The organism is Bacillus sp. bc15 (assembly GCF_900142585.1).
GTDB classification, from domain to species: Bacteria; Bacillota; Bacilli; order Bacillales; family Bacillaceae_G; genus Bacillus_A; species Bacillus_A cereus.
On sequence record NZ_FRBJ01000004.1, the window covers coordinates 203,771 to 228,758 of the forward strand.

Consider the following 24,988-nt stretch of genomic DNA (forward strand, 5'->3'; position numbering starts at 1 on the left):
TCATAGCAGTATATAATATTAGACGAGAGAAAAATTCAAACGTATTCATGTTGAAAATTGGAAGGAGTAAATAATTAATTATGATGATTAATATAACTACAAGGAACATATAGTTAATTTCACCATAATCAGCCTCTTTCACATGTGTATCCTCTTTATATGGATTATAAAAAAGAACAAGTAATTATTATAACTATTGTGCAAAATTTGATATAATAAAAGAACGAACGTTCTGATTAGGGAGTGAGTACTATGCGAGAAATGTATCCGAAAAATGGTCGTGTAATTTTACATGTAGATATGAATTGCTTTTTCGCATCTGTTGAAATTGCTCATGATCCATCATTACAAGGAAAGCCATTAGCGGTTGCTGGAAATGAAAAAGAGAGAAAAGGAATTATTATAACATGTAGTTATGAGGCGAGAGAATACGGAATACGTACGACGATGCCCCTTTGGGAAGCGAAAAGGTTATGCCCGCAATTAGTTGTAAGGCGTCCTAATTTCACATTATATCGCGAAGCTTCATTTCAAATGTTTCAAGTCCTTTCCCGTTTTACAGAAAAGATACAACCAGTCTCAATAGATGAAGGATATTTAGATATTACAGATTGCTACGCACTTGGTTCTCCTCTTGAAATAGCAAAGATGATTCAACAAGCACTATTAACAGAGTTGCAGCTTCCGTGTAGTATTGGAATCGCTCCAAATCTTTTCCTAGCAAAGACCGCTTCAGATATGAAAAAACCACTTGGTATTACCGTACTTCGAAAACGCGATATTCCAGAACTGATTTGGCCACGTCCAGTTGGAGCAATGCATGGAATTGGTGAGAAAACAGCTGAAAAATTAAATGATATTCATATACAGACAATTGAACAGTTGGCAAAGGGAGACGAGCATATCATTCGCGCTAAAATTGGCAAGCACGGTGTTGATTTGCAAAGGCGTGCAAAAGGTATGGATGATAGGGAAGTGGATCCGAGTCAAATGGGACAGCATAAAAGTGTCGGTAACTCGATGACTTTTTCAAAGGATATGGATGAAGAGAAAGAATTACTTGATATGTTAGAACGTTTATCAAAGTCAGTGAGTAAAAGGTTACAAAAGCGAACCCTTGTCAGCTATAATATTCAAATTATGATTAAATACCATGATAGGCGAACAGTAACACGGAGTAAGCAATTGAAAAATGCGATTTGGGAAGAACGCGATATTTTTCAAGCAGCATCCCGTTTATGGAAGCAACATTGGGATGGTGATTCCGTTCGTTTACTAGGTGTTACAGCTACTGAAATAGAGTGGAAGACAGAATCGGTGAAACAATTAGATTTGTTTTCATTTGAAGAGGATGCAAAAAAAGAACCGCTACTTGCTGTCATTGATCAAATTAATGATAAGTATGGAACACTACTTTTACAACGAGGTAGTCAACTACTACGTAAGCAAGAGAAGTCGTTTCAACAAAAGTTAGAAAATAAATTTATGTAGAAGGTGTCATGAAGTAGTAAAAATCATGACACCTTTCCTATTTAACTCGCTTCTAAATCTAAAGAAGTCTTCCATCCAGCTCCAGTAACGCCAGATTCTAATAGCATTCTACTTACTATTTTTTCAATTAAGATAGCTGCATTTGTCTTGCAATGTAATATAGCCTGTATACAAACTTTTTGATTAGAATCTACATCTTCACTATACAACTCTTTTAAACTGAGCCCTTCTGTACTTACCATATGCATAAGTAAAAAACGAATATGTGCTTCAGTTTCTTCTGAACAAGTAAGGGAAAGTAAGTAGTTCGTTTGTTCAGGTGATTCTTCTTTTGATTTTTTATTCATAAAAAGAGCAATTGGACGAAGAAGTATATTTGCTAGTAACACGCCGGCTGCACCTAATATAGCTGCAACGAGGAAACCGGCGCCTGTAAGAGTACCGACAGCAGCTGCACACCATAAAGTAGCTGCCGTATTTAGCCCTCTAATACTAAAACCATCGCGGATAATAACGCCACCCCCTAAAAAACCAATGCCACTAACGACTTGAGCAGCAATGCGTGAGGGGCTAGCATCATGATCAAGCATGACGGATAATAAAACAAATATACAGGCACCAAGTGATACGAGAGCATTTGTCCGCAGCCCGGCCATTCGGTGTCTCCATTGCCTTTCCATTCCGATGCAAGCACCTACAATAATTGCGATAACTAATCTGAATACAATGTCGTACCATACCATCATGGTCACCTCCATATATAAGTATCTGTTATGTCTTTTAGAATGAGCGGGGAATACCCACTCATTCTTATTTTTACAACCAGCTATGAAACTTTTTAATATAAAGCTTTTTCAGGAATTGTGTTAAAAAAGCGTAGCCTAATAGTATTCCTACTAACCAAGGGAAGTAGCTAAGTGGCAATGCTTGTAAACCAACGGCTGCACCAAGTGGTGAGAATGGAATATAAATCCCGATTGCCATAATAAGAGCGGTTAATAAAACGACTGGTGTTGATGCAGTGCTTTGAATAAATGGAATCTTCTGTGTTCGTATCATGTGAACAATTAAAGTTTGTGTTAACAATCCAACCACAAACCAACCGGACTGGAATAATGATTGCTCGCTCGGTGTATTTGCGCCAAATACATTCCACATGACTACGTATGTGATAATATCAAATATGGAACTAATTGGGCCGATACAAATAATGAAGTTTCGTAAGTTTGCAGTATCCCATTTTCGTGGTTTTTCTAGAAACTCTTTATCCATTTTGTCCCATGGAATAGAAAGTTGTGAAATATCATAAAGTAAGTTTTGAATTAAAAGATGAATGGCAAGCATCGGTAAAAAAGGAATGAAAGCACTTGCTACTAACACGCTAAACACATTACCGAAGTTAGAGCTAGCTGTCATCTTAATATATTTTAAAATATTTCCGAATGTAGTACGTCCTTCTACAATCCCGGCTTCTAATATAGTTAAACTTTTTTCGAGTAGAATAATATCAGAAGCTTCTTTCGCAATATCAGTAGCAGTATCAACAGATATTCCGACATCAGCTTCACGTAATGCTACAGCATCGTTAATGCCGTCTCCCATGTAACCTACAGTGTGTCTGTTTCCTTGTAATGCGTGTATAATGCGAGATTTTTGCATTGGATTAAGCTTCGCAAATACAGTCGTTTCTTCAGCAAGTTTTGCTAATGCTTTATCTGGTAAAGAATCAATCTCGTAACCGAGGATTGGTTCGCCGATATCTAATCCAACTTCTTTACAAACTTTTCGTGTAACAATTTCGTTATCGCCAGTTAAAATTTTTACTTGTACACCATGCTTTTGTAATGCTTGAATTGCAGCTGCTGCAGATGGTTTCGGTGGATCTAAAAAGCCGATATATCCAGTGAGAATCATATCAGTTTCGTCTTTTACTGCGTACTCTTTATCATTTATGTTTCTATCTTTTTTATAAGCCACAGCAATAACCCGCATACCTTCACTATTCAATGTCTCGCTTAGTTTTTTGACATTTGAGCGTATTTCCTCAGTGAGTGTAACGATTTTTTTATCCACTTCAGTGTAGTTGCAAATTGATAAAATTTCTTCTACGGCACCTTTACAAACCATTGTATGTTCACCTGAAATATCTTTTACGATGACTGACATACGCCGGCGGGCGAAATCGAATGGAATTTCATCTAGCTTTTGAAAAGCTGATGGGTCAAATGTATTGTTTTCCTCTGTATGCTTAATAACAGCTTTATCTATTAAGTTTTTCAATCCAGTTTGATAGAAACTATTTAAATAGGCAAATTGCAAGACGCGATTGCATTTATTTCCATTAGGATCTAAGTGACGAACAAGGATAACGTTATCTTCTGTTAAAGTTCCGGTTTTATCTGTACAAAGAATATTCATAGCACCTAAGTTTTGAATAGAATTTAGTTGCTTCACAATTACTTTTTGTTTAGACATGTTAACGGCACCTTTAGCTAAATTAGCAGTTACAATCATTGGCAACATTTCAGGTGTAAGGCCAACAGCCACGGCAATAGCGAAGAAGAAAGCTTCTTGCCAATCTCCTTTTGTGAATCCGTTAATGAGAAGGACAATAGGCGCCATAATAAGCATGAATGTAATTAAGAGCCAGCTTACTTTGTTTACACCTTTATCAAAGCTTGTTTCTACCCGCTTTCCGATTACCTTATTTGCTAAAGAGCCGAAATACGTATCAGTACTTGTTGAGATGACAACAGCTTTTGCGCTACCACTTACAATATTTGTTCCCATGAAGCAAAGGTTTTCCATATCGAGTGGATTGTAATTTTTTTTCATGTTTTTCGGTAAGATATGCTTATTTTCTGTATGGTAGCAGTTTTCGTATTTTTCTACAGGAAGTGCTTCCCCTGTTAAAGAAGATTGATTAACAAATAAATCTTTAGCGGATACAATACGCACATCGGCTGGAACGATATCACCTGCTGAAAGGGAAATAATATCGCCAGGTACAAGTTCCTCAATTGGAATTTCTGTTGTGTAATTTCGATTTAAATTCGTTACATTTTTTATTTCATGTACAAATCCATTTATTCTAAATACGCTCGCAGTTGTTCGAACCATAGCTTTTAATTTATCGGCAGCTTTTTGAGAACGAAATTCTTGGGAAAACCGAATCGTTGCACTAAGTAGGACCATTACAGATACGACAATTGTTCCTTGCATATCATCCGTGAAAAAGGAGAGTGCTCCAAGAGCTAATAAAACGAAAATAAATGGATTTTTAAATGCTAACAGAAGCTGAATGTACCACGGTGCCATTTTATTATGAGCTATTTCGTTCGGGCCATATAAAGAAAGTCTACGAGACGATTCTTGTTTAGATAATCCATCTTGAGATGTTTCTAAAAGTTTTAACGCAGAGCTTATATCTTGTGTTGCAACCTCCACTAATAATTCGTTATTTGTTTTCATGCTATCTTGCTCATAAGCATGCTTTGTTTCTTGTCTTTGTAAATTAAACATCGGTAGTTCCTCCTCTGTCATGAAGGAGGAAACAATCTGTTACCTAACTATTTGAAATGGTGAGGAACAGTTTCTTTCCTACCTACATGATGAAATATGAATGTAAAACGTATGGGTATCTGGGCCGAATCATCAATTGCCAACTGTTCCTCACCTCCGTACAATTTAGTAGTTTCTGAATATGCTATGTTTGTTTCATAGTAAGGTGCATATAGACGTAAAAAGACCTTTACTCAAAACGAGTAAAGGTCTGAATTCGCAGTTAAAAGAGTCCACAACAAAGACTGCTAGTAGACATAAATAAAAACAGTTTTTGTGTATGACAAAATACATGCACCTCTCCCTCGTTGAGTTTTAGCACTGTATAGCATAGGTACTGAAACCAGCTACGTTAAAAAAGGCCTTCATTCCGACCTTTCCTGTTGACCCATTGGCGTCTCTCGACATTTTTGGGCAGCAGCGTTTCTCTATACAGGAGCCTCACCTAACAGAGACCATATTCAATTACATGTTGAATGTTAGCACTGTAAAATCGTAGTGTCAATATCTTTTTTATCTGTGTTTTTAAAATATTAAATGGATTTATAATAGATATATGGGATGAAATGCATGATATTAATTATAAATAATGTGGAAAATAAATATTTTTATAAAAGGGGAATTTGTAATGGTACCACAAAATTTTATTATAAATATTGAGAATCAAAAGTGGTTGTTTAATGAGCAGGAAGATTTATGTTCTCACGGGGAAATTTATTTAAATGTGGATGGAACGATTATTACACAAACAGGTATGGATGAGGAATGGGGAATAAGTGAATCAGCTCTAGCTCTGTTACGAACTTTAGATAAAGAATATATTTGTGATATTGAAAATGAAGAGGGGCTTATTTTGCACGGATGTGGCACTATGCTCATGTTAGGATGCCCAATTTTAATTCATTGGACTATAAACCATATAGGTGAAAATGTGGTTTTAAAGGATTTTGTCAAAGTTATTTCTACTGATCAAAAGGCTATATACTATGAAGGGCTTCATATAGAAGTAAATGAAAATGAATATAGAAAACAAATTGTTTCTTTTGCGCTACAAGCAAAAGAATTATTCAATAAATCAAGTGAAAAGATAATTTTAGATGAGTTTGATCAAAGTATGTATACAGACTTGTGGACGGAATATAATCATTTGCTAAATAAGTATAAATAAAAAAGCACTGTAACCAGTGCTTTTTTATTATAGATTACGAGATTGTAGGGTTTTCAAAAATAACAATCTCTGAACTGTTTGTAGTTGAAACGCGTTGGGCGTAATATGTTAAAGCTGAAGAAATATATGCTGGTAACGTATCATTTGTATGTGATGTTGTATATTCATGGATTAATTCCTTTAAAGTTGTCCATTCTAATTGTGCTGGGTGATCAGACACGAAAGAACTTACCCAGCGATCAAATGAAGATGAAAAATCAGTTTGTAAACGAAATACTTCTTTCATAATAAAACGCTCCCTTAAAATGTAGTATAATCATTTTAACACAAAACACGAACGATTGCTAAATTTTTTAAGTATAACGTTCGTGTTATATAGTTGTCTAGATGATTGGTTATGTAAATTCAATTTGCCATTTGAAATAACATTCCGTAAGATGAGAGATAGAGTATATTTAGAGCTGGAGGAAAGAAAGTGGAATTTGTATTTTTAGGAACTGGTGCAGGTGTTCCTTCAAAAGGAAGGAACGTTTCAGCAATTGCTTTACAATTGTTAGAAGAACGAGGACAAACTTGGTTATTTGATTGTGGCGAGGCCACGCAACATCAAATATTACATACATCTGTACGTCCGCGCCGCATTGAAAAAATATTTATTACGCATTTACATGGCGATCATATTTTTGGATTGCCTGGTTTATTAGGTAGCCGTTCATTTCAAGGAGGAACTACGCCTTTAACGGTGTATGGACCGAAAGGAATTAAACAATTTATTGAAGTGGCATTATCGGTAAGTACGACACATGTGAAATATCCACTTGAAGTTGTGGAGATAACAGAAGAAGGTACCGTATTTGAAGATAATGAATTTTATGTAGAAACGAAAAGATTGTCACACGGTATAGAATGTTTTGGATATCGTATTGTAGAGAAAGATATACAAGGTGCTCTTTTAGTTGATAAGTTGCTTGAGATGGGTGTGAAACCAGGTCCAATCTTTAAACGTTTAAAGGATGGAGAAGTAGTTGAATTAGAGGATGGCACGATATTAAATGGAAATGAGTTTATCGGCCCACCTCAAAAAGGAAGAATTATTACTATCTTAGGTGATACGCGATATTGCGAAGCAAGTAGGGAGCTTGCGCAAGATGCAGATGTACTTGTCCATGAAGCGACTTTCGCAGCAGAAGATGAGCAACAAGCGCATGATTATTTTCATTCCACATCTAAGCAAGCTGCGAGCATTGCACTTCAGGCAAATGCGAAGCGATTAATCTTAACTCACATTAGTTCTCGCTATCAAGGAGATACATATAAGGAATTATTGAAAGAGGCAAGAGAGTTGTTTTCTAATACAGAAATAGCGACAGATTTGAAATCATTCCCAGTAGAAAAATAATAATTTTGTAAAAAATGGTAACGGTGGGTTACCATTTTTTTATGTCTAAAAAAATTTAAAAATAAAACTGTTATTATTTTATACTTATACTTGGATGATACAGAAAATTAGAATGGTTTGAATATATACGATAAAAATACGAAATAATGATTATTTAGAAAAACTGTTATATAAGTCAGATGACATACAAGTGATACAAATAGCAGGAATGGACTTTTATTCAGAACTTTTAAAATTCAACAAAAGTAAGCGTTTTATAAAAAACAAGCTATAATGAGGGCAGATTATAATTTATGATAAGTCACATGCTTTTTAGTTATTATCGTAACAAGTGAAGTTGACTAAACCATGAGAGAGTAACATGAGAATTATAATAGGAAAGATATCGCTTGTTTATGCTATCCTTGCAATGGCTTCTGTGTTAAACTTTGGATTGCTACCAGACTTTATTGTGGATTATCTTATATCATTTTTTAATGAAAATAATGCTAAGATTCTTATGTATTATTATAACTGGTATTATTTCAGGTTATATTGGATTACTTTTATTTAAAAATTATCCAATTCATACAGCAGAACAAATTCGTGGTACAACTGGAAAAGCGACAGATGTAGCAGGTTAATAGAATAGTAGAATAAATTTTTGCATAGAGGTTTAGGGGGAGTTATGATGAAGTATCGCTCAGTATTTGATATTATCGGTCCAGTTATGATTGGACCATCAAGTTCACATACAGCAGGCGCGGCAAGAATGGGGCAAGTTGCTCGCCAGCTGTTTCGTCATGAACCAGAAAGAGTAAGCATTTCGTTATATGGATCATTTGCAAAGACGTATCGAGGGCATGGTACGGATGTAGCACTAATCGGTGGAATATTAGGATTTGAAACAGATGACTTACGTATTCCAGAGGCGCTAGAAATAGCAAAAGAGCGCGGAATTGAAGTGGAATTCATTGAAGAAGATGCCAATGCACCTCACCCAAATACAGCGAAAATTCGTTTGTATAAAGGTGAAGAAGAAATTGAAGTTGTTGCTTGCTCAATTGGTGGCGGTAAAATTGAAGTTGTAGAATTAAACGGATTCGATCTTCAATTATCAGGCACAAGTCCAGCACTACTTATTGTAAATAACGATCGCTTCGGTGCTATTGCAGCAGTAGCTTCAATCCTTGCGAAACATGAAATTAACATTAGTACAATGAGTGTTTCTCGTAAAGAAAAAGGAAGAAGAGCGCTTATGGTCATCGAAACAGATGAATTATTAGCAGATGAAGTGATTGAAGAAATAAACGCGCAACAAAATATTTGTCAAGTAACTATTATGGAATAATTGCAGGGGGGACACACCATGTTTCGGAACGCAGCGGAACTAGTGGCGCAAGCTAAAGAACAAAATGTAAAAATCGCAGAAATTATGATTCAATGTGAAATGGAAACAAGAAGTATTTCACGTGAAGAAGTAATTGCTGGTATGGAAAAGAACTTAGTCGTAATGGAGCAAGCAGTAGAACGTGGTATTCGCGGAGTGAAATCACCAACTGGTTTAACTGGCGGAGATGCTGTAAAAGTTCAGGCGTATATGAATAGCGGAAAAGGCTTATCTGGAGATACGATTTTGGACGCGGTGAGTAAAGCTGTTGCAACAAATGAAGTAAACGCGGCGATGGGAATTATTTGTGCAACACCAACAGCAGGGTCTGCTGGAACAGTGCCAGGTGTACTGTTTGCACTGCAAGAAAAATTAAAACCGACACGCGAAGAGATGATTGAATTTTTATTTACAGCAGGAGCTTTCGGTATGGTTGTTGCGAATAATGCTTGTATTTCCGGCGCGGCAGGAGGTTGCCAAGCTGAAGTAGGTTCAGCAAGTGGAATGGCAGCAGCAGCTGCAGTTGAGATGGCTGGTGGAACGCAAGATCAAGCAGCTACAGCGATGGCGATTTCATTAAAGAATATGCTTGGTTTAGTATGTGATCCTGTTGCAGGACTTGTAGAAGTACCTTGTGTAAAACGTAATGCAGCAGGAGCTGCAAATGCGATGATTTCAGCAGATTTAGCATTAGCTGGTGTAACGAGTACAATTCCATGTGATGAAGTAATTGAGGCAATGTTTAGAATCGGACAAACGATGCCAGTAGCACTTCGTGAAACAGCTGAAGGTGGACTTGCAGCAACGCCGACTGGTCGTCGCCTGCAAGAAGAGATTTTTGGGAAGAACAATAACTAAGTGTAATTATAGAAAAAGGAGCTCAAATAAACTTGAGCTCCTTTTTTTATTTTTCTTTTGTTAGTTGTTCTAATGTTTTTCCAAGATTATGTGATCGTTCCGTTGCCTGTGTAATACAAGAAATAAGTGCTTGTTGAAATTTATGTTCTTGTAATACTTCAATGCCTGCCTCGGTCGTTCCGCCAGGCGAAGTAATTTCCTTTCGCAAAACAGAAGGGTGTTTTTCGCTTGCTTTTAGCATTTCAGCAGCACCAATCATCGTTTGAAGAATAAGTGATTTTGCAACATCTTCTTTTAAACCAATTTTTTTTGCAGCTTCTTCCATAGCTTCCACTACGTAATAAATATAAGCAGGTCCACTTCCGGATAATGCAGTGACAGCATGCATATCTTCTTCCTCTACAACAGAGACGAGACCAATCGTTTCAAATAAAGATGTTGCAGTGCGAATATGTTCCGCTGTTGCATGTTTCGAAGGGGAGATAGCGGTAGCTGATTTTAAAATGGCTGCGGATGTATTTGGCATTGCACGAATAATTGGAACGTCTTTTTGAAGTAGTTTTCTAATTGAGTGAGTAGAAACACCTGCTAGTAATGAAATAATAAGCACGTTATTATTTATGTATTCTTTAAAAGGGATAAGCGCCTCTGCAACATCCTTTGGTTTCATTGCTAGAAAAAGAATATTTGCATCAGTAAGTAATTCTTTTTTATTATGAGTACCTTTGACATCGTATTTTTTATGTAGCTCTTGTAATCTTGTCTCGTTAGAACGATTACTTACAGTAATTTGTTCACATTTAACAACATTTGCATGTAACAAGCCACCAATAATAGCTTCAGCAATAGAGCCTGCACCGAGAAAGGAAATGTTTTGAATAGACATGATGTTCCTCCTTTAATTTTGGTTAGAAATTCTTATAAATGTACATACATTCGTTTTTTTATAGGAAACACCTCTTTTTATCTGAAAATAATGACAAATATATATAGAAGTTGTAAACTGAAGAAGTATTCATTTTTGAACCGGAAAGAGACAGGGGGGCTAAGCATGACGGCGATTCACCGAATGGAGATTCCTGTACCATTTGCAGTGGAAACTGTGAATGTGTTTTTAGTTGAGGGGGAGACATTAACATTAATTGATACAGGGACGAATACAGAAGAGGCAAGAAATGCGTTAGAAAGTCAATTAGGTACATTAGGACATACGATAGAAGATATTGAAACAGTAGTCATTACGCATCATCATGCAGATCATTGTGGACTTTTAAATATATTTTCTGAGAAGACGAATATTATTGGACATCCTTGGAATGAGCCTTGGATCACACAAAATCCAGAGTTTTTAAAGCGGTATCATGAATTTTTTAGAGAGACGGCCTTACAGTTTGGTGTGCCAGCAGCATTTTTGAAAGACGATTCGTTATTGACGACGAGGACACTTAAATATTCTTGTAATAGATCGTTAACGCATACTGTGAGAGAAGGAGATCGTATTAATTCTTTGCCTGGATTTACAGTGCTTGAAACACCAGGTCATGCTTCTACTCATATTTCTTTATATAGAGAATCTGATGGAATATTAATTGGTGGAGATGCTCTCATTAGTCATATTTCTTCGAATCCAATACTAGAACCACCATATGAAGGGCAAACAGAACGGGCACGCCCATTACTACAATATAATCAAACATTACAGCGTTTAAGCGAAATGAATATTTCACGCATTTTATCAGGGCATGGGGAAGATGTTCTAAATGTGAAACAACTTATTGAAACGAGATTACAAAAGCAAGAAACACGTGCTTTTAAAGTACTTGAGTTATTAAAGGAAAAACCAATGACAGCATTTGAAGTATGTGTAAAACTATTTCCGGTATTATATAAAGAACAATTACCACTTACTATTTCAGAAACGGTTGGACAATTGGACTATTTAGCATATAATCAACAAGTGATGATTGATGAGTCATCGCAACAATTGATTTATTATGCAAAGTAGGTGACAGCAATGACAGGACGTTTACAAAATAAAGTAATCGTCATTACAGGTGCTTCTAGTGGGATTGGTGAGCAAGTTGCAATGCAAGTTGCAGCACAGGGAGCGACTCCAGTATTAATGGCTCGAACAGAAGAGAAACTACAAGCGTTAGTAGACAAAATTAAAGAAACTTATAATACGCCTTGCTATTATTATGTATTAGATGTAAGTGAAGAGATGGAAGTACAGTCTGTTTTTTCAAAGGTATTACAAGAAGTGGGACGTATTGATATATTAGTAAACAATGCGGGATTTGGTATTTTTAAAACGTTTGAAGATGCGTCAATGGGTGAAGTAAAAGATATGTTCCAAGTAAATGTATTTGGATTAGTAGCATGTACGAAAGCGGTACTACCTTATATGGTAAACAAGAATGAAGGACATATTATTAATATTGCTTCACTTGCTGGAAAAATTGCAACTCCGAAATCGAGTGCTTATGCAGCAACGAAACATGCCGTATTAGGATTTACGAATAGTTTACGCATGGAATTAGCGAATACAGATATTTATGTTACAGCAATTAATCCAGGTCCGATAGATACAAACTTTTTTGAAATAGCGGATCAATCTGGTACATATGTAAAGAATATGGGACGTTACATGTTAAAACCAACATACGTAGCAGAACAAATCGTAAAGTCGATGCACACAAAAAAACGTGAAGTAAACTTACCGAAGTGGATGGGAATTGGCCCGAAACTTTATGCTTTATTCCCAGGTTTATTTGAACGTGTAGCAGGTAAATCATTAAGTAAAAAATAGGAGATTTCCATATGGAAATCTCCTATTTTTTATTATTTTCCAGTTACATAATCATAAACAATATCCTCAATTTCCTCGTATAAATCAATTTCAATATTTGAATGAGTCACCGTTTGAATATGTTTCACTAGCATTTCCTGATCTTCTTTTGATATTGGACTGCATTGATATTGTTGAAAACTTTTTATAATCATTTTCTCAATTAATTTTTCGTTCATATTTTTCCCCGCCTGTATGTACGTATGTATTGTTCTATTGTACTTGAAGTGAAATAAAAAAACTACTATGCACTATTTTTGTATAAAAATCCGGTTGAGTATATTGTTTTTCTAATAAAATTAAGTTTTTTTAGAATTAAAAATTTATAAATATTTAATTGACTCTATAAATATACAATATTATAATCATACTTAATTTAAAGAATCGATATGAGGAGGAACTTATGAAAGTCGCAATTATTGGAGCCACTGGATATGGGGGCATTGAGTTAATTCGTTTATTAGAACAACATCCATATTTTTCGATAGCATCTCTCCATTCTTTTTCACAAGTTGGTGAGTGTATAACAAATGTATATCCGCATCTTCGAAATGTCCTTTTTCATACGTTACAAGAGATTGATGTGGAGACGATAGGAAAAGAAGCAGAAATCGTATTTCTAGCAACCCCAGCAGGAGTATCGGCGGAGTTAACTCCCAAGTTATTAGCAGAAGGTTTAAAAGTAATTGACCTATCTGGAGACTTTCGTATGATAGATCCTTCGTCATATGAACTGTGGTATAAAAGGCCAGCAGCGAAAGAAGAAATTCTTAGAAAAGCAGTGTATGGGTTAAGTGAATGGAAAAGGACTGGGATTCAAAAGGCAAATTTAATTGCAAACCCAGGATGTTTTGCTACAGCCACATTGCTAGCGATAGCGCCGTTAGTACGTAGCGGCATGATTGAAGAAGATTCGATTATTATTGATGCGAAATCAGGGGTATCAGGAGCAGGTAAAACACCAACAACAATGACTCACTTTCCTGAGCTATATGATAACTTGCACATTTATAAAGTGAATGAGCATCAGCACGTTCCAGAGATTGAGCAAATGCTTACAGAATGGAATAGTGGATCACAGCCAATTACATTTAGCACACATTTAATACCGATATCACGAGGAATCATGATTACACTTTATGCAAAAGTAAAACAAAAGATGGAAATAAAGCAACTTCAAAAATTGTATGAAGAAACGTATGAACAATCGCCTTTCATCCGAATTTGTACGCAAGGGAAATTTCCAAGTCCAAAAGAAGTGAGAGGCTCAAATTATTGTGATATTGGCATAGCTTACGATGAAAGAGCTGAAAGAGTTACGGTCGTTTCTGTTATAGACAATATGATGAAAGGCGCGGCTGGGCAAGCGATTCAAAATGCAAACATAATAGCGGGACTAGAAGAGACAACAGGTTTACAACATATGCCGCTTTATGTATAAGGGGGACATGATGATTAAAGTAGCGTCTATTACAAAATTAGAAAATGGTTCAATTGTAACGCCGAAAGGCTTTTCGGCAATTGGTACTGCAAATGGTTTAAAAAAGGAGAAAAAGGATTTAGGTGCCATCGTTTGTGATGTACCAGCATCATGTGCCGCTGTGTATACAACGAATCAAATACAAGCAGCTCCTTTGCAAGTAACGAAGGATAGTATAACGGCAGAAGGGAAGTTACAAGCAATTATCGTTAATAGTGGAAATGCAAATGCTTGTACTGGAATGAAAGGATTACAAGACGCATACGAGATGCGCGCATTAGGGGCGGAACATTTTGGGATGAAAGAAAATTACGTTGCAGTAGCTTCAACAGGTGTAATTGGTGTTCCACTGCCGATGGATATAATCCGAAAGGGAGTTGCAACTCTTATACCGACGAAGGAAGAAAGTGAAGCATATTGTTTTTCTGAAGCAATTTTAACGACGGATCTTATAACGAAAGAAACTTGCTATGAAATGATTATTGATGGGAAGAAAGTGGCGATTGCGGGTGTTGCAAAAGGTTCAGGGATGATTCATCCGAATATGGCAACGATGCTTAGTTTTATTACGACAGATGCTCATATAGAGCATGACGTATTGCAAACAGCGTTATCACAAATAACGAATCATACATTTAATCAAATTACGGTAGATGGAGATACTTCTACGAATGATATGGTCATCGTTATGGCAAGTGGATTATCAGAAACAAGGCCGATAAATATGGAACATACAGATTGGGAAACTTTCGTAGGTGCTTTACAGAAGGTATGTGAAGATTTAGCGAAAAAAATTGCGCAAGATGGTGAAGGCGCTACGAAGTTAATAGAAGTAAATGTGCTAGGAGCTCAAACGAATGAAGAGGCAAAAAAAATTGCAAAGCAAATAGTCGGTTCGAGTCTTGTGAAAACAGCAATACATGGTGAAGACCCAAACTGGGGGCGAATTATTAGCAGTATTGGACAAAGTGAAGTAGTTATTAATCCGAACACAATTGACATTACTCTTCAATCTATATCGGTATTAAAAAATAGTGAGCCTCAAATATTTTCTGAAGAAGAAATGAAAGAGAGATTACAAGAAGATGAAATAGTGATTAATGTGTACTTACATTTAGGTGAAGAGACAGGATCAGCTTGGGGCTGTGACTTAAGCTATGAATATGTGAAAATAAATGCTTGTTATCGTACATAAGGAGAGAGAAGATGAGCGATTATACTGTAGTGAAATGCGGCGGTAGTATGTTGAATCAATTAAATGCTGTGTTTTTTGATTGTATAAAGAAATTGCAACAGAAGTATAAAGTGGTGATTGTTCATGGTGGTGGGCCAGAAATTGATGCCAAATTAAAAGATTGTAACATCAACGTAGAAAAAAGAGATGGATTACGCGTAACACCAAAAGAAGTTATGGATGTTGTTCAAATGGTGCTATGCGGAAGTACGAATAAAAAACTCGTAATGAATTTACAAAAGCATAATTTACTTGCTGTAGGTTGTTCAGGGTGTGACGGTAATTTACTTCAAGTTCAACCTGTCAGCGAGGAGATAGGATATGTGGGAGAAGTAAGTTATGTAGAAACAGCCTTATTAAAAGGATTAATAAATATGGGGTATATTCCTGTTATTGCTCCAATCGGGGTAAATAGTAATGAAATTTATAACATAAATGCGGACAATGCTGCAGCTGGGATTGCGGCCGCGTTAGGGGCAAAAGAGCTGATTTTTATTACGGATGTAGATGGAATATTACATGAAGGGAATTTGGTAAAGGAAACGGATGAATCTGAAATTGCAACTTTTATAGAAACAGGTGTTATTACAGGTGGGATGATTCCGAAAGTACAGGCGGCACTAGCATCATTAAAAATGGGAGTGCAAAAGATAAGTATTGTGAATGGTACAAAAGATTTTACTGAGGTTACGGGAGAGTGTATTGGAACGACGGTAACGAAAGGTGTGAGTATTGCATGACGAGTCATCTTTTTCAAACGTATGGCAGAAGAACTATTGAGTTTGTAAAGGGAACTGGAACGAAAGTTATTGATAATAAAGGTAAGCAATATTTAGATTTTACATCAGGAATTGGCGTATGTAATTTAGGACATTGTCACCCTACTGTTCTCAAAGGTGTACAAGAGCAACTTGATGATATATGGCATATATCTAACCTGTTTACAAACAGCTTACAAGAAGAAGTTGCGTCATTATTAACAGAAAATAGAGCATTAGATTATGTGTTTTTCTGTAATAGTGGGGCAGAGGCAAATGAAGCGGCTTTAAAGTTAGCACGTAAGCATACTGGAAAATCTCTCGTCGTAACATGCCAGCAGTCTTTTCACGGTAGAACATTTGGAACGATGAGTGCAACAGGCCAAGATAAGGTAAAAGAAGGATTTGGTCCATTACTTCCATCTTTTTTACATATCCCTTTTAACGATATTAAAGCATTAGAGGAAGTAATGAATGAAGAAGTTGCGGCGGTAATGGTAGAAGTAGTTCAAGGAGAGGGAGGAGTAATACCTGCTGATCTATCTTTTTTGAAAGAGATTGAAACATTATGTAATAAGTTCGGTTCCTTATTTATTATAGACGAAGTACAAACGGGGATAGGAAGAACTGGAACACTATTCGCTTATGAACAAGTGCGAATAGAGCCTGATATCGTTACCGTTGCAAAAGCACTTGGGAATGGGATTCCTGTCGGAGCAATGATTGGCCGGAAAGAGCTCGGAACGTCGTTTACTGCAGGATCACACGGTTCAACTTTTGGCGGGAATTACATCGCGATGGCTGCAGCGAAAGAAGTATTGCAAGTAAGTAAAAGACCATTGTTTTTAAAAGAAGTACAAGAAAAAGGCGAGTATGTATTAGAGAAGTTGCAAGAGGAATTACAGCATGTCGAATGTATTCAAAATATACGTGGTAAGGGGCTTATGATTGGGATTGAGTGTAAGCATGAAGTTGCAAGTTTTATAGAACAACTAGAAAACGAAGGACTTCTCGTATTACAAGCAGGCCCTAATGTTATAAGACTATTACCGCCACTCATTGTCACGAATGAAGAGTTAGAACAGGCAGTATATATAATAAAAAAAGTAGTTTGTACAAAAAACGTATCAATCATATAAGGGGGAAGTTTCATGTCAACTTTACAAGTACCGAAATTAAATACGAAAGATCTTTTAACACTAGAAGAATTAACGAAAGAAGAAGTTATTTCTTTAATTGAGTTCGCTATATATTTAAAAAAGAATAAGCAAGAGCCTTTATTACAAGGCAAAATATTAGGGCTTATTTTTGATAAGCATTCAACTCGTACTCGTGTATCTTTTGAAGCGGGAATGGTACAACTCGGGGGACATGGTATGTTTTTAAGTGGGAAAGAGATGCAAATGGGAAGAGGAGAAACCGTTTCAGATACTGCGAAAGTATTATCGCAGTATATTGACGGGATCATGATACGTACATTCTCACACGCGGATGTAGAAGAGCTTGCAAAAGAATCGAGTATTCCTGTTATTAATGGATTAACGGATGACCATCATCCTTGTCAAGCATTGGCAGATCTCATGACGATATATGAAGAAACAAATACATTTAAAGGAATAAAATTAGCTTACGTAGGTGACGGAAATAATGTATGTCATTCATTGTTGTTAGCTAGTGCAAAAGTTGGAATGCATATGACTGTTGCAACGCCTATAGGGTATGAACCGAATGAGGAGATTGTAAAAAAAGCGTTAGCGATTGCCAAGGAAACAGGAGCTGAAATTGAAGTTTTGCATGATCCTGAATTAGCGGTGAATGAAGCAGATTTCATTTATACTGACGTTTGGATGAGCATGGGGCAAGAGGGCGAAGAAGAGAAATATTCTTTATTTCAACCTTACCAAATCAATAACGAACTTGTTAAGCATGCGAAACAAACATATCGTTTCTTACACTGTTTACCTGCCCATCGTGAAGAAGAAGTAACAGGCGAAATTATAGATGGACCACAGTCTATCGTATTTGAGCAAGCTGGTAATCGATTGCATGCTCAAAAAGCGTTATTAGTGAGTTTATTTAGAAATGTAGAAGAGCCTTCCTAAAAGGGAGGTTTTTTTATATTAAAATGTCGGATGTATATTTGGTTAACCATTTCGATATCATTTATAATAAAAGAGAAAACTAAATTTGTTTTTCAGAGTGTGTAAGGACATACTACATATAAAAATATAGTTAAAGAGATGATGAGGGTGAAAACAACTAAGAAAACATATTCGTTTTTTCAGCGGATGTGGAGAATATTAAAGTTTCAATATTATAAGTTGCTTCGATCGCCAGAAGGCGCAAAGAAAGTATCGTTAGGGTTTGCTATAGGATTCGGCTTAGAAATGTTAGTCATTTATACGGCATCGCTCGTATATGTAATATTTTATCCAATCGTCAGGTTAGCAAAGGGATCTTTTCCTGCGGCAGTTATTGGCAATATTATTGGGAAAATATCGTTTCTCCCAGTATTTTTATTTCCGCTTGCGTATGCGCTAGGAAAAATGATTTATCCATTCCATGTACAGAAAATTCATCATGAACCATTTACGATATCGGACTTGTTTTCAAGTCACATTTTTACGATATTAAAGAGCTTATTACAAAGTGAAGTGTATGTATTAATTGGAATGACGATTTTAGGAGTTGTGTTTGGTCTCATTTCGTATTTCGTTGTGCATTATTTATACGAAAAGAACCGTAAGTTACGCTTGAAGAAAAGGAAGAAACGAGTGAGAGAACCACTTGTACAATTATAAACAATGTCACATCCATTTTCTCCTTTGAATATGTTTAAGAAAAAGGAGGAGAGGATAATGTATTATTATTACGTACCTCAAGTATATCCATATGTAAATTATTATCCGGTTTATGATACGAGTAGACAATACGAATTATATCGGCAACAACAATTACAGCAATTATCACAAATACCACAATTACCACAACAACAGCCTACACAGGAAAAAAAACCATATTTAACAACATGGCCATATTCCAATGTGTACTATGGTAACTATTACGAATCATAAAGCTGCTTCTATTTAGAAGCAGCTTTATACGTTTGTTTTCAAAATTAAATTTTGAATGGTTTGAAGAGAATGAATGAGCTTTTCGCGCTCTTCCTCAGATAATGTTTGGAAATTTTCTTTTAGTTTGTCTAAAATGAATTGCTGATACTGATTTACTAATAATTTCCCTTCAGCTGTTAGGGAAATTAAAATGACCCGTCGATCTTTTTCGCTATAATGACGCTCTATTAGTTCTTCTTGAATAAGTTTGTTTAATAGAGGTGTCATGTTAGGCCGTGAAATCGCTAGCCGCTTGCCGATTTCGGAAACTGCTAATGTGCCGTTTTCATGCAAAAGCAGTAATACTTGTGTATGTGATGGCGGCATATGTCTTTGAGAAGAAAATTCTCCAGGAAGCATAAATTTGCGATAAAAAAGAGGCACTAGCGAAAGAAGATGATCAACAATACGTTCCCACTCGCGTGATTCCATATAAAGGCCCCCTTCCACTATCATTGTAACAAAAAAGACATGTTATAAAAATAGAATTGTTTCATGGGAATTTTAATATTTGTAGGCCAATACTTTTTTTGTAAATGAATCGGCAATAATCGTATAGCCTTTATCATTTGGGTGTACTTGGTCAAAGAGCAATTCTTTTTTATCATTCGATATTAATTTACGAATTGGCAAAACGATAGATGGTTGATTCACTTTTGCAATGGAATAAACGGATTCATTCCAGCCGTCTAAAAACATATCTGCATAACTTGCGATGGAGTCATCGAGTTGTAACGGGTTATAGAGTTCAGAAAGAATGAGTAAAGCATCCGGATTTTGATCTCGGACTGTCTTTACAATATTTTTTACATCCGCTTCAAAATGAGCTTTTTCTTTATTTAACATTTTAATACCGTCTATAACACCGACATCACGATTTAAGCGAAATAAATTATTTCCCCCAATATTAATTGTAATGATATTTGCTGCTCTAATTTTTTCCTTTACATCTTCTGATTGAACTTTTTTAGCGAGACGATCTGTTGTAAGACCGTTTACCCCAAGGTTTTCTACTGTAATTGGTTTATGAATTTGTGCTTCTATTTGCTTAGAAGCTAATTCAGCAAATCCACCTTGTGTCGATCCATATCCTTTAGCGAGTGAATCACCTAATACAAGATGATAAAAAGATTCGTTTGTTTGCTTATCAATCCAATTTGGGGCAGATGTTTTTTCTGTTTTTTCTTCAGATTCATTTTGTTTTGTCTCGTCGTTCTTTTCAAAATAAGAATAAGAAATGATCAGAAGGAGGAGACAAACAATTGTTAAGATGACTTTTTTCATAAATTCATCCTCCTTGTAATTGGTAATTGTATCATATTCAGCAGTATTAGCAATGTAAGGGCATATTATATGTTTATGAAAAGTTTATAATAACTTTACAGAAAATTTGTTGAAGTTTGTCAAAAAATATTGACGATAGGAAAGAACTTTATATATGATAATGTCAGATAAGGTGAAACTTTAATTAGTGGGAGCTTTATTTCCTATTAATTGTTAGTCTTCATCAATCGGGCGTTTAAGGGGACTACTCGTTAGCGCAGGGTGAAATGAAAATTGTGTCTCTAATAGAAGAAAAAAGGTATGTGGTTAGAGACAGATAGGGATTCATTTCATTATTTCTGGTAATTGTATAAGGGGGATTTTTTGTGAAAAAGTCAAAAAAAATGCTAGCTGGAGCAACTCTTGCGATTGGTGTTATAGCACCGCAAGTAATGCCAGCAACAGCTCATGCAGATGAGAACACTGGGGAGAGTACAGTTAAATTACGAATTCTAGAAACATCAGATATTCACGTTAACTTAATGAATTACGATTATTATCAAACGAAAACAGATAATAAAGTAGGTCTCGTACAAACGGCAACACTCGTTAATAAAGCACGTGAAGAAGTGAAGAACTCTGTCCTATTTGATGATGGGGATGCATTACAAGGGACACCGCTTGGGGATTACGTAGCGAATAAAATAAAAGATCCGAAGAATCGTGTGGATCCTAGTTATACACATCCATTATATCGTGTAATGAATTTAATGAAGTATGACGTCATCTCTCTTGGGAATCATGAATTTAACTACGGTTTAGATTATTTAAAGCAAGTGACTAGTAAAACAAAAATTCCGGTTATTAACTCGAATGTCTACAGAGATGACCATGATGGTAATGATGAGAATGACGAGCATTACTTTGATAGACCATATCATATTTTAGAGAAAGAAGTAGTGGATGAAGCAGGCCAAAAACAAATAGTGAAAATTGGTGTAATGGGATTTGTTCCACCACAAATTATGAATTGGGATAAAGCGAATTTAGAAGGACAAGTAAAAGCAAAAGATATTGTGCAAACAGCGAAAAAATTAGTTCCGGAAATGAAGGCGCAAGGTGCGGATATTATAGTTGCACTAGCGCATTCAGGTGTTGATAAGAGTGGATACAACGAAGGAATGGAAAATTCATCGTTTTATTTAGCGACAGAAGTTCCTGGCGTAAATGCAGTATTAATGGGACATTCACATACTGAAGTGAAGGATGTATTTAATGGTGTTCCAGTTGTAATGCCGGGTGTTTTTGGTAGTAACTTAGGTATTATTGATATGCAATTGAAAAAGGTAAACGGAAAATGGGAAGTGCAAAAAGATCAGTCTAAGCCGCAACTTCGTCCGATTGCTGATAGTAAAGGTAATCCATTAGTAGAATCTGATCAAAAATTAGTTAATGAAATTAAAGATGAACATGAAAAGACAATCGAATATGTAAATACACATGTAGGTGAAACGAAAGCACCAATTAATAGTTATTTTTCATTAGTACAAGATGATCCTTCCGTACAAATTGTGACAAATGCGCAAAAATGGTATGTAGAACAAGAACTTAAAAAACCAGAATACGAAAAGATTAAAGATATTCCAGTTTTATCTGCAGGAGCACCATTTAAAGCAGGTGGCCGAAACGGTGCGACATATTATACTGATATTCCAGCTGGAACGTTAGCAATTAAAAACGTTGCAGATTTATACGTGTATCCAAATACGTTATATGCTGTAAAAGTAAATGGGGCACAAGTGAAAGAATGGCTTGAAATGTCTGCAGGTCAGTTTAATCAAATTGATCCAAAGAAAACAGAAGAACAGCCGTTAGTAAATATAGGCTATCCTACATATAACTTCGATATTTTAGATGGCTTAAAATACGAAATTGATGTAACACAACCGGCGAAATACGATAAAGATGGAAAAGTTGTAAATGCAAATGCTAATCGTATTGTAAATATGACATATGAAGGTAAGCTAGTAGCTGACAAGCAAGAGTTTATCGTCGCTACAAATAACTATCGTGGAAGTAGCCAAACGTTCCCAGGTGTAAGTAAAGGGGAAGTTGTATACCAATCACAAGATGAAACACGTCAAATCATTGTGAAGTATATGCAAAAAATAAAAGATATTGATCCAGCAGCTGATCAAAATTGGACATTTAAACCGATTGTTGCAGATAAATTAAATACAACATTTGATTCTTCACCAAATGCACAAAAGTATATAAAGAAAGATGGAAAGATTTCATATGTTGGACCATCTGAAAATGAATTTGCGAAATATGCAATTGATATAACGAAGAAGAATGATGATAAAGAAACTGGTGAAGGAAATCCAACGACACCGCCAACAGGTGGTGGAGAAAATCCGACGACACCGCCAACAGGTAATGGAGAAAACCCAACACCACCAACAGAAGAAGGTAATAATGGTAATGAACCAAAGCAAGATGGAAATAATACCGGATCTGGACAAACTACAACAGATGATCAAAATACAAAAGAAACAACAACAACTGTAAGTGAAAATAAAGAAGCTGAAAAAGATGAACGTGATTTACCGAAAACAGGTGCAAGTATTGCTTCTACAATTGGAGCTGGTCTTGCGTTTGTTGGAGCGGGATTACTTATGTTATTTAGAAGAAAGAAAGCGAATAGATAGTTGAGAAATATAAAAAGGATTACCGATTTGGTAATCCTTTTTGTTATATTATGAAACTGGTACTGCTTTTTCTTTTTTCCATGAAAGGCCGAATCCAGTAAAGCCGACGATAATGGTTACGACTGGACACGCTAAACAGAAGATTGCGTATGGCAAGTAATCGAATGTTGGAACGCTAAGAACGTTTGTTAAGAATACGCCACTGACACCCCATGGTACGAGTGGATTAATTACTGTACCAGCATCTTCTAATACTCGTGATAAATTACGACGCTCTAAACCGACTTCATCGTATTTATTAGCGAATGCTTGTCCTGTTAAAACGATGGATAAGTACTGCTCACCAAGTAAGAAGTTTACACCAATTGCAGTTGAAGCAGTAGAAATAATTAAGCGTGTACTAGTTTTTACGAAGCTAGAGATAATATTCATCAGCTGCGCTATAATGCCCATTCCTTGTAATAATCCTCCCATACAAAGAGCTAGGAAAATAAGAGCAATTGACATCATCATACTTTGCAGGCCACCGCGAGATAATAAGCTATCAATATCTTTGATACCAGTTTTAGAAACGTAACCGTCTTGCATAATTTTCATTAAATCAGCTAAAGAAGTGCTAGGTTTAAAAATAAAGAGAATAATAATTCCTACCACAATTCCTGCAAGTAATGTTGGAACTGCGGGTACCTTTTTAAATGCGAATAGGAACAGTAATAAAATAGGAATAAGTGTAACGATAGAAATCGTTGCATTTTTTTCTAGTGTATTAATAAATGCTGAGAAATCAACGTTTCCACCAGATCCGCTTCCTAAAATGAAAAATGCGATAAAAGCAATAATGAAAGCTGGCACTGTTGTCCAAAGCATGTTACGAATATGTTCAAATAAATCTACACCCGTTACAGCAGGCGCTAAGTTTGTTGTATCAGATAAAGGAGACATTTTATCTCCGAAGAATGCACCAGAAATAATTGCACCAGCAATAAGAGCTGGATCGTATCCAAGGGCAGTACCCATTCCCATAAAAGCAAGTCCTACAGTTGCAGCAGTTGTAAATGCACTACCGATACTCGTTCCAACAATTGCACAAACAACAAAAACAGTTGGAACGAAAATTTTTGGAGATACAAGCTGGAAGCCGTATACCATTAAAGTCGGAATAGTTCCAGCTGCGATCCAAACGCTAATTAATACGCCTACAAGTAAGAAAATAAATATAGATGGAATACCAGCTGAAATACTACTAATCATCCCTTTCTCCATAGTAGACCAAGAGATTCTCTTCAGGAATCCAAATGCTAATAAAAGAACGATACCAAATAAAATTGGGATGTGTGGTGAAACTTCTAATTGAATAACACTAAAACCAATACAGAAAAAGATAAAAATTGTTAAAAGAACAGACTCAATTTTTGAAACCATTGTTTTCCCCTCCTAAGTAATGTAAAATAGCTCTTTTTTATATAAAATTCGCCAATATTGTATATTTCCTTCTAAAATTTAGAATTTTGTGACAAATTACCGGTAATTGTTAGTCCTTCTATATGATACGGAAATGATTGGATAAAAAAACGTCCCTGCATATAATTATGCAGGGACGAAGAAATCGCGGTACCACCCTAGCTTGTGAAATGAATGCGTCACAAAATAAAGGGTCATATGATATGCGCTTATAAAATAAAAAACGCCCCTGCAATATATGCAGGGACGAAAAATTCGCGGTACCACCCTAAAT

At 35.9% G+C, this 24,988-nt stretch carries 24 protein-coding genes, 1 riboswitch and 1 other annotated feature (1 of these 26 only partly in view); of the genes, 16 read left to right on the top strand and 8 right to left on the bottom strand.

Going from position 1 to position 24,988, the window contains the following annotated elements; genetic code table 11:
- Positions 1–252 precede the first annotated feature (252 nt).
- Positions 253–1,491, top strand: coding sequence for a DNA polymerase IV (locus tag BUA87_RS16730; protein WP_025118230.1), 1,239 nt, complete (start codon positions 253–255; stop codon positions 1,489–1,491).
- A gap of 41 nt (positions 1,492–1,532) precedes the next feature.
- Here the strand turns inward: BUA87_RS16730 and BUA87_RS16735 are convergent, their stop codons facing one another.
- Both BUA87_RS16735 and mgtA read right to left on the bottom strand, forming a co-directional pair.
- Positions 1,533–2,234 carry an MgtC/SapB family protein gene (locus BUA87_RS16735; protein ID WP_048563851.1) on the bottom strand — a complete coding sequence of 234 codons (702 nt, stop codon included), beginning with the start codon at positions 2,232–2,234 and terminating at the stop codon, positions 1,533–1,535.
- A gap of 73 nt (positions 2,235–2,307) precedes the next feature.
- Complete coding sequence (gene mgtA, locus BUA87_RS16740) at positions 2,308–5,013, bottom strand: magnesium-translocating P-type ATPase (protein ID WP_072940284.1); 2,706 nt, start codon at positions 5,011–5,013, stop codon at positions 2,308–2,310.
- A gap of 331 nt (positions 5,014–5,344) precedes the next feature.
- Positions 5,345–5,512, bottom strand: a riboswitch (M-box (ykoK) riboswitch).
- A gap of 168 nt (positions 5,513–5,680) precedes the next feature.
- Here mgtA and BUA87_RS16745 point away from each other — a divergent pair.
- A complete protein-coding gene (locus BUA87_RS16745; RefSeq protein WP_000249062.1) occupies positions 5,681–6,220 on the top strand; it encodes a hypothetical protein in 540 nt (179 codons plus the stop codon).
- Positions 6,221–6,254: 34 nt separating this feature from the next.
- Here the strand turns inward: BUA87_RS16745 and BUA87_RS16750 are convergent, their stop codons facing one another.
- Positions 6,255–6,506, bottom strand: a complete 252-nt coding sequence (locus tag BUA87_RS16750; protein WP_000665709.1) for a DUF3932 family protein — start codon at positions 6,504–6,506, stop codon at positions 6,255–6,257.
- Positions 6,507–6,695: 189 nt separating this feature from the next.
- Here BUA87_RS16750 and rnz point away from each other — a divergent pair, with 189 nt between their 5' ends.
- From rnz to sdaAA, 4 genes are all read left to right on the top strand, one after another.
- Entirely contained in the window at positions 6,696–7,619 is a 924-nt protein-coding gene (gene rnz, locus BUA87_RS16755) for a ribonuclease Z (protein ID WP_000397454.1), read from the top strand.
- 485 nt (positions 7,620–8,104) lie between these two features.
- A complete protein-coding gene (locus BUA87_RS31380; protein WP_000943432.1) occupies positions 8,105–8,242 on the top strand; it encodes a hypothetical protein in 138 nt (45 codons plus the stop codon).
- A gap of 47 nt (positions 8,243–8,289) precedes the next feature.
- The gene (sdaAB, locus tag BUA87_RS16765; RefSeq protein ID WP_000877448.1) at positions 8,290–8,949 is read left to right on the top strand and encodes an L-serine ammonia-lyase, iron-sulfur-dependent subunit beta; all 660 of its coding nucleotides are present in this window, start codon (positions 8,290–8,292) and stop codon (positions 8,947–8,949) included.
- A gap of 18 nt (positions 8,950–8,967) precedes the next feature.
- A complete protein-coding gene (gene sdaAA, locus BUA87_RS16770) occupies positions 8,968–9,846 on the top strand; it encodes an L-serine ammonia-lyase, iron-sulfur-dependent, subunit alpha (protein WP_000489464.1) in 879 nt (292 codons plus the stop codon).
- 46 nt (positions 9,847–9,892) lie between these two features.
- Here sdaAA and proI read toward each other — a convergent pair whose 3' ends face one another.
- Positions 9,893–10,732: a pyrroline-5-carboxylate reductase ProI gene (gene proI / locus BUA87_RS16775; protein WP_072940287.1), complete on the bottom strand. Its 840-nt coding sequence runs from the start codon at positions 10,730–10,732 to the stop codon at positions 9,893–9,895.
- Between the two features lie 165 nt (positions 10,733–10,897).
- Between proI and BUA87_RS16780 the strand changes: the two genes are divergently transcribed.
- Positions 10,898–11,851 carry an MBL fold metallo-hydrolase gene (locus BUA87_RS16780; RefSeq protein ID WP_000125133.1) on the top strand — a complete coding sequence of 318 codons (954 nt, stop codon included), beginning with the start codon at positions 10,898–10,900 and terminating at the stop codon, positions 11,849–11,851.
- A 9-nt stretch (positions 11,852–11,860) separates the two neighbouring features.
- Positions 11,861–12,655 carry an SDR family NAD(P)-dependent oxidoreductase gene (locus BUA87_RS16785; RefSeq protein WP_000147794.1) on the top strand — a complete coding sequence of 265 codons (795 nt, stop codon included), beginning with the start codon at positions 11,861–11,863 and terminating at the stop codon, positions 12,653–12,655.
- A gap of 32 nt (positions 12,656–12,687) precedes the next feature.
- Here the strand turns inward: BUA87_RS16785 and BUA87_RS16790 are convergent, their stop codons facing one another.
- Positions 12,688–12,873, bottom strand: coding sequence for a YqzH family protein (locus BUA87_RS16790; protein WP_001003221.1), 186 nt, complete (start codon positions 12,871–12,873; stop codon positions 12,688–12,690).
- Positions 12,874–13,097: 224 nt separating this feature from the next.
- Between BUA87_RS16790 and argC the strand changes: the two genes are divergently transcribed.
- The 7 genes from argC (at position 13,098) to BUA87_RS16825 (ending at position 19,240) form a co-directional block, all read left to right on the top strand.
- Positions 13,098–14,135, top strand: a complete 1,038-nt coding sequence (gene argC, locus BUA87_RS16795; protein ID WP_000861239.1) for an N-acetyl-gamma-glutamyl-phosphate reductase — start codon at positions 13,098–13,100, stop codon at positions 14,133–14,135.
- Positions 14,136–14,145: 10 nt separating this feature from the next.
- A complete protein-coding gene (gene argJ / locus BUA87_RS16800; protein ID WP_000598386.1) occupies positions 14,146–15,369 on the top strand; it encodes a bifunctional glutamate N-acetyltransferase/amino-acid acetyltransferase ArgJ in 1,224 nt (407 codons plus the stop codon).
- 11 nt (positions 15,370–15,380) lie between these two features.
- Positions 15,381–16,148 (top strand): acetylglutamate kinase, encoded by a 768-nt coding sequence (argB, locus tag BUA87_RS16805; protein WP_072940290.1) that lies wholly within the window; start codon positions 15,381–15,383, stop codon positions 16,146–16,148.
- The gene (locus BUA87_RS16810; RefSeq protein WP_000200545.1) at positions 16,145–17,305 is read left to right on the top strand and encodes an acetylornithine transaminase; all 1,161 of its coding nucleotides are present in this window, start codon (positions 16,145–16,147) and stop codon (positions 17,303–17,305) included. The genes argB and BUA87_RS16810 overlap by 4 nt, the downstream gene beginning before the upstream one ends.
- A gap of 12 nt (positions 17,306–17,317) precedes the next feature.
- A complete protein-coding gene (gene argF, locus BUA87_RS16815; protein ID WP_000105795.1) occupies positions 17,318–18,268 on the top strand; it encodes an ornithine carbamoyltransferase in 951 nt (316 codons plus the stop codon).
- 138 nt (positions 18,269–18,406) lie between these two features.
- Positions 18,407–18,967, top strand: a complete 561-nt coding sequence (locus BUA87_RS16820; protein ID WP_002005691.1) for a DUF2062 domain-containing protein — start codon at positions 18,407–18,409, stop codon at positions 18,965–18,967.
- 57 nt (positions 18,968–19,024) lie between these two features.
- Positions 19,025–19,240, top strand: a complete 216-nt coding sequence (locus tag BUA87_RS16825) for a hypothetical protein (RefSeq protein ID WP_000291956.1) — start codon at positions 19,025–19,027, stop codon at positions 19,238–19,240.
- 24 nt (positions 19,241–19,264) lie between these two features.
- Here BUA87_RS16825 and BUA87_RS16830 read toward each other — a convergent pair whose 3' ends face one another.
- Positions 19,265–19,711, bottom strand: a complete 447-nt coding sequence (locus BUA87_RS16830) for a MarR family winged helix-turn-helix transcriptional regulator (protein ID WP_000445819.1) — start codon at positions 19,709–19,711, stop codon at positions 19,265–19,267.
- A gap of 72 nt (positions 19,712–19,783) precedes the next feature.
- The gene (locus BUA87_RS16835; RefSeq protein ID WP_016080356.1) at positions 19,784–20,563 is read right to left on the bottom strand and encodes a GDSL-type esterase/lipase family protein; all 780 of its coding nucleotides are present in this window, start codon (positions 20,561–20,563) and stop codon (positions 19,784–19,786) included.
- Between the two features lie 365 nt (positions 20,564–20,928).
- Between BUA87_RS16835 and cpdB the strand changes: the two genes are divergently transcribed.
- Entirely contained in the window at positions 20,929–23,253 is a 2,325-nt protein-coding gene (cpdB, locus tag BUA87_RS16840) for a bifunctional 2',3'-cyclic-nucleotide 2'-phosphodiesterase/3'-nucleotidase (RefSeq protein WP_000748639.1), read from the top strand.
- Positions 23,254–23,301: 48 nt separating this feature from the next.
- On the opposite strand, the gene nhaC is transcribed toward cpdB, so the two are convergent.
- A complete protein-coding gene (gene nhaC, locus BUA87_RS16845; RefSeq protein WP_000253737.1) occupies positions 23,302–24,675 on the bottom strand; it encodes a Na+/H+ antiporter NhaC in 1,374 nt (457 codons plus the stop codon).
- 278 nt (positions 24,676–24,953) lie between these two features.
- Positions 24,954–24,988: a binding site (T-box leader), on the bottom strand; it runs 186 nt beyond the window's last position.

What these genes read in the sequence shown, in the direction of transcription:
- BUA87_RS16820 (WP_002005691.1), top strand. Translation starts at nt 18,407, where the DNA reads ATGATGAGGGTGAAAACAACTAAGAAAACATATTCGTTTTTTCAGCGG.
- BUA87_RS16750 (WP_000665709.1), bottom strand. Translation starts at nt 6,506, where the DNA reads ATGAAAGAAGTATTTCGTTTACAAACTGATTTTTCATCTTCATTTGAT.
- argB (WP_072940290.1), top strand. Translation starts at nt 15,381, where the DNA reads ATGAGCGATTATACTGTAGTGAAATGCGGCGGTAGTATGTTGAATCAA.
- argC (WP_000861239.1), top strand. Translation starts at nt 13,098, where the DNA reads ATGAAAGTCGCAATTATTGGAGCCACTGGATATGGGGGCATTGAGTTA.
- proI (WP_072940287.1), bottom strand. Translation starts at nt 10,732, where the DNA reads ATGTCTATTCAAAACATTTCCTTTCTCGGTGCAGGCTCTATTGCTGAA.
- BUA87_RS16835 (WP_016080356.1), bottom strand. Translation starts at nt 20,563, where the DNA reads ATGAAAAAAGTCATCTTAACAATTGTTTGTCTCCTCCTTCTGATCATT.
- BUA87_RS16745 (WP_000249062.1), top strand. Translation starts at nt 5,681, where the DNA reads ATGGTACCACAAAATTTTATTATAAATATTGAGAATCAAAAGTGGTTG.
- sdaAA (WP_000489464.1), top strand. Translation starts at nt 8,968, where the DNA reads ATGTTTCGGAACGCAGCGGAACTAGTGGCGCAAGCTAAAGAACAAAAT.
- BUA87_RS16825 (WP_000291956.1), top strand. Translation starts at nt 19,025, where the DNA reads ATGTATTATTATTACGTACCTCAAGTATATCCATATGTAAATTATTAT.
- BUA87_RS16790 (WP_001003221.1), bottom strand. Translation starts at nt 12,873, where the DNA reads ATGAACGAAAAATTAATTGAGAAAATGATTATAAAAAGTTTTCAACAA.
- argF (WP_000105795.1), top strand. Translation starts at nt 17,318, where the DNA reads ATGTCAACTTTACAAGTACCGAAATTAAATACGAAAGATCTTTTAACA.
- argJ (WP_000598386.1), top strand. Translation starts at nt 14,146, where the DNA reads ATGATTAAAGTAGCGTCTATTACAAAATTAGAAAATGGTTCAATTGTA.
- BUA87_RS16810 (WP_000200545.1), top strand. Translation starts at nt 16,145, where the DNA reads ATGACGAGTCATCTTTTTCAAACGTATGGCAGAAGAACTATTGAGTTT.
- BUA87_RS31380 (WP_000943432.1), top strand. Translation starts at nt 8,105, where the DNA reads ATGCTAAGATTCTTATGTATTATTATAACTGGTATTATTTCAGGTTAT.
- BUA87_RS16735 (WP_048563851.1), bottom strand. Translation starts at nt 2,234, where the DNA reads ATGGTATGGTACGACATTGTATTCAGATTAGTTATCGCAATTATTGTA.
- mgtA (WP_072940284.1), bottom strand. Translation starts at nt 5,013, where the DNA reads ATGTTTAATTTACAAAGACAAGAAACAAAGCATGCTTATGAGCAAGAT.
- sdaAB (WP_000877448.1), top strand. Translation starts at nt 8,290, where the DNA reads ATGAAGTATCGCTCAGTATTTGATATTATCGGTCCAGTTATGATTGGA.
- BUA87_RS16830 (WP_000445819.1), bottom strand. Translation starts at nt 19,711, where the DNA reads ATGGAATCACGCGAGTGGGAACGTATTGTTGATCATCTTCTTTCGCTA.
- BUA87_RS16785 (WP_000147794.1), top strand. Translation starts at nt 11,861, where the DNA reads ATGACAGGACGTTTACAAAATAAAGTAATCGTCATTACAGGTGCTTCT.
- BUA87_RS16730 (WP_025118230.1), top strand. Translation starts at nt 253, where the DNA reads ATGCGAGAAATGTATCCGAAAAATGGTCGTGTAATTTTACATGTAGAT.
- BUA87_RS16780 (WP_000125133.1), top strand. Translation starts at nt 10,898, where the DNA reads ATGACGGCGATTCACCGAATGGAGATTCCTGTACCATTTGCAGTGGAA.
- nhaC (WP_000253737.1), bottom strand. Translation starts at nt 24,675, where the DNA reads ATGGTTTCAAAAATTGAGTCTGTTCTTTTAACAATTTTTATCTTTTTC.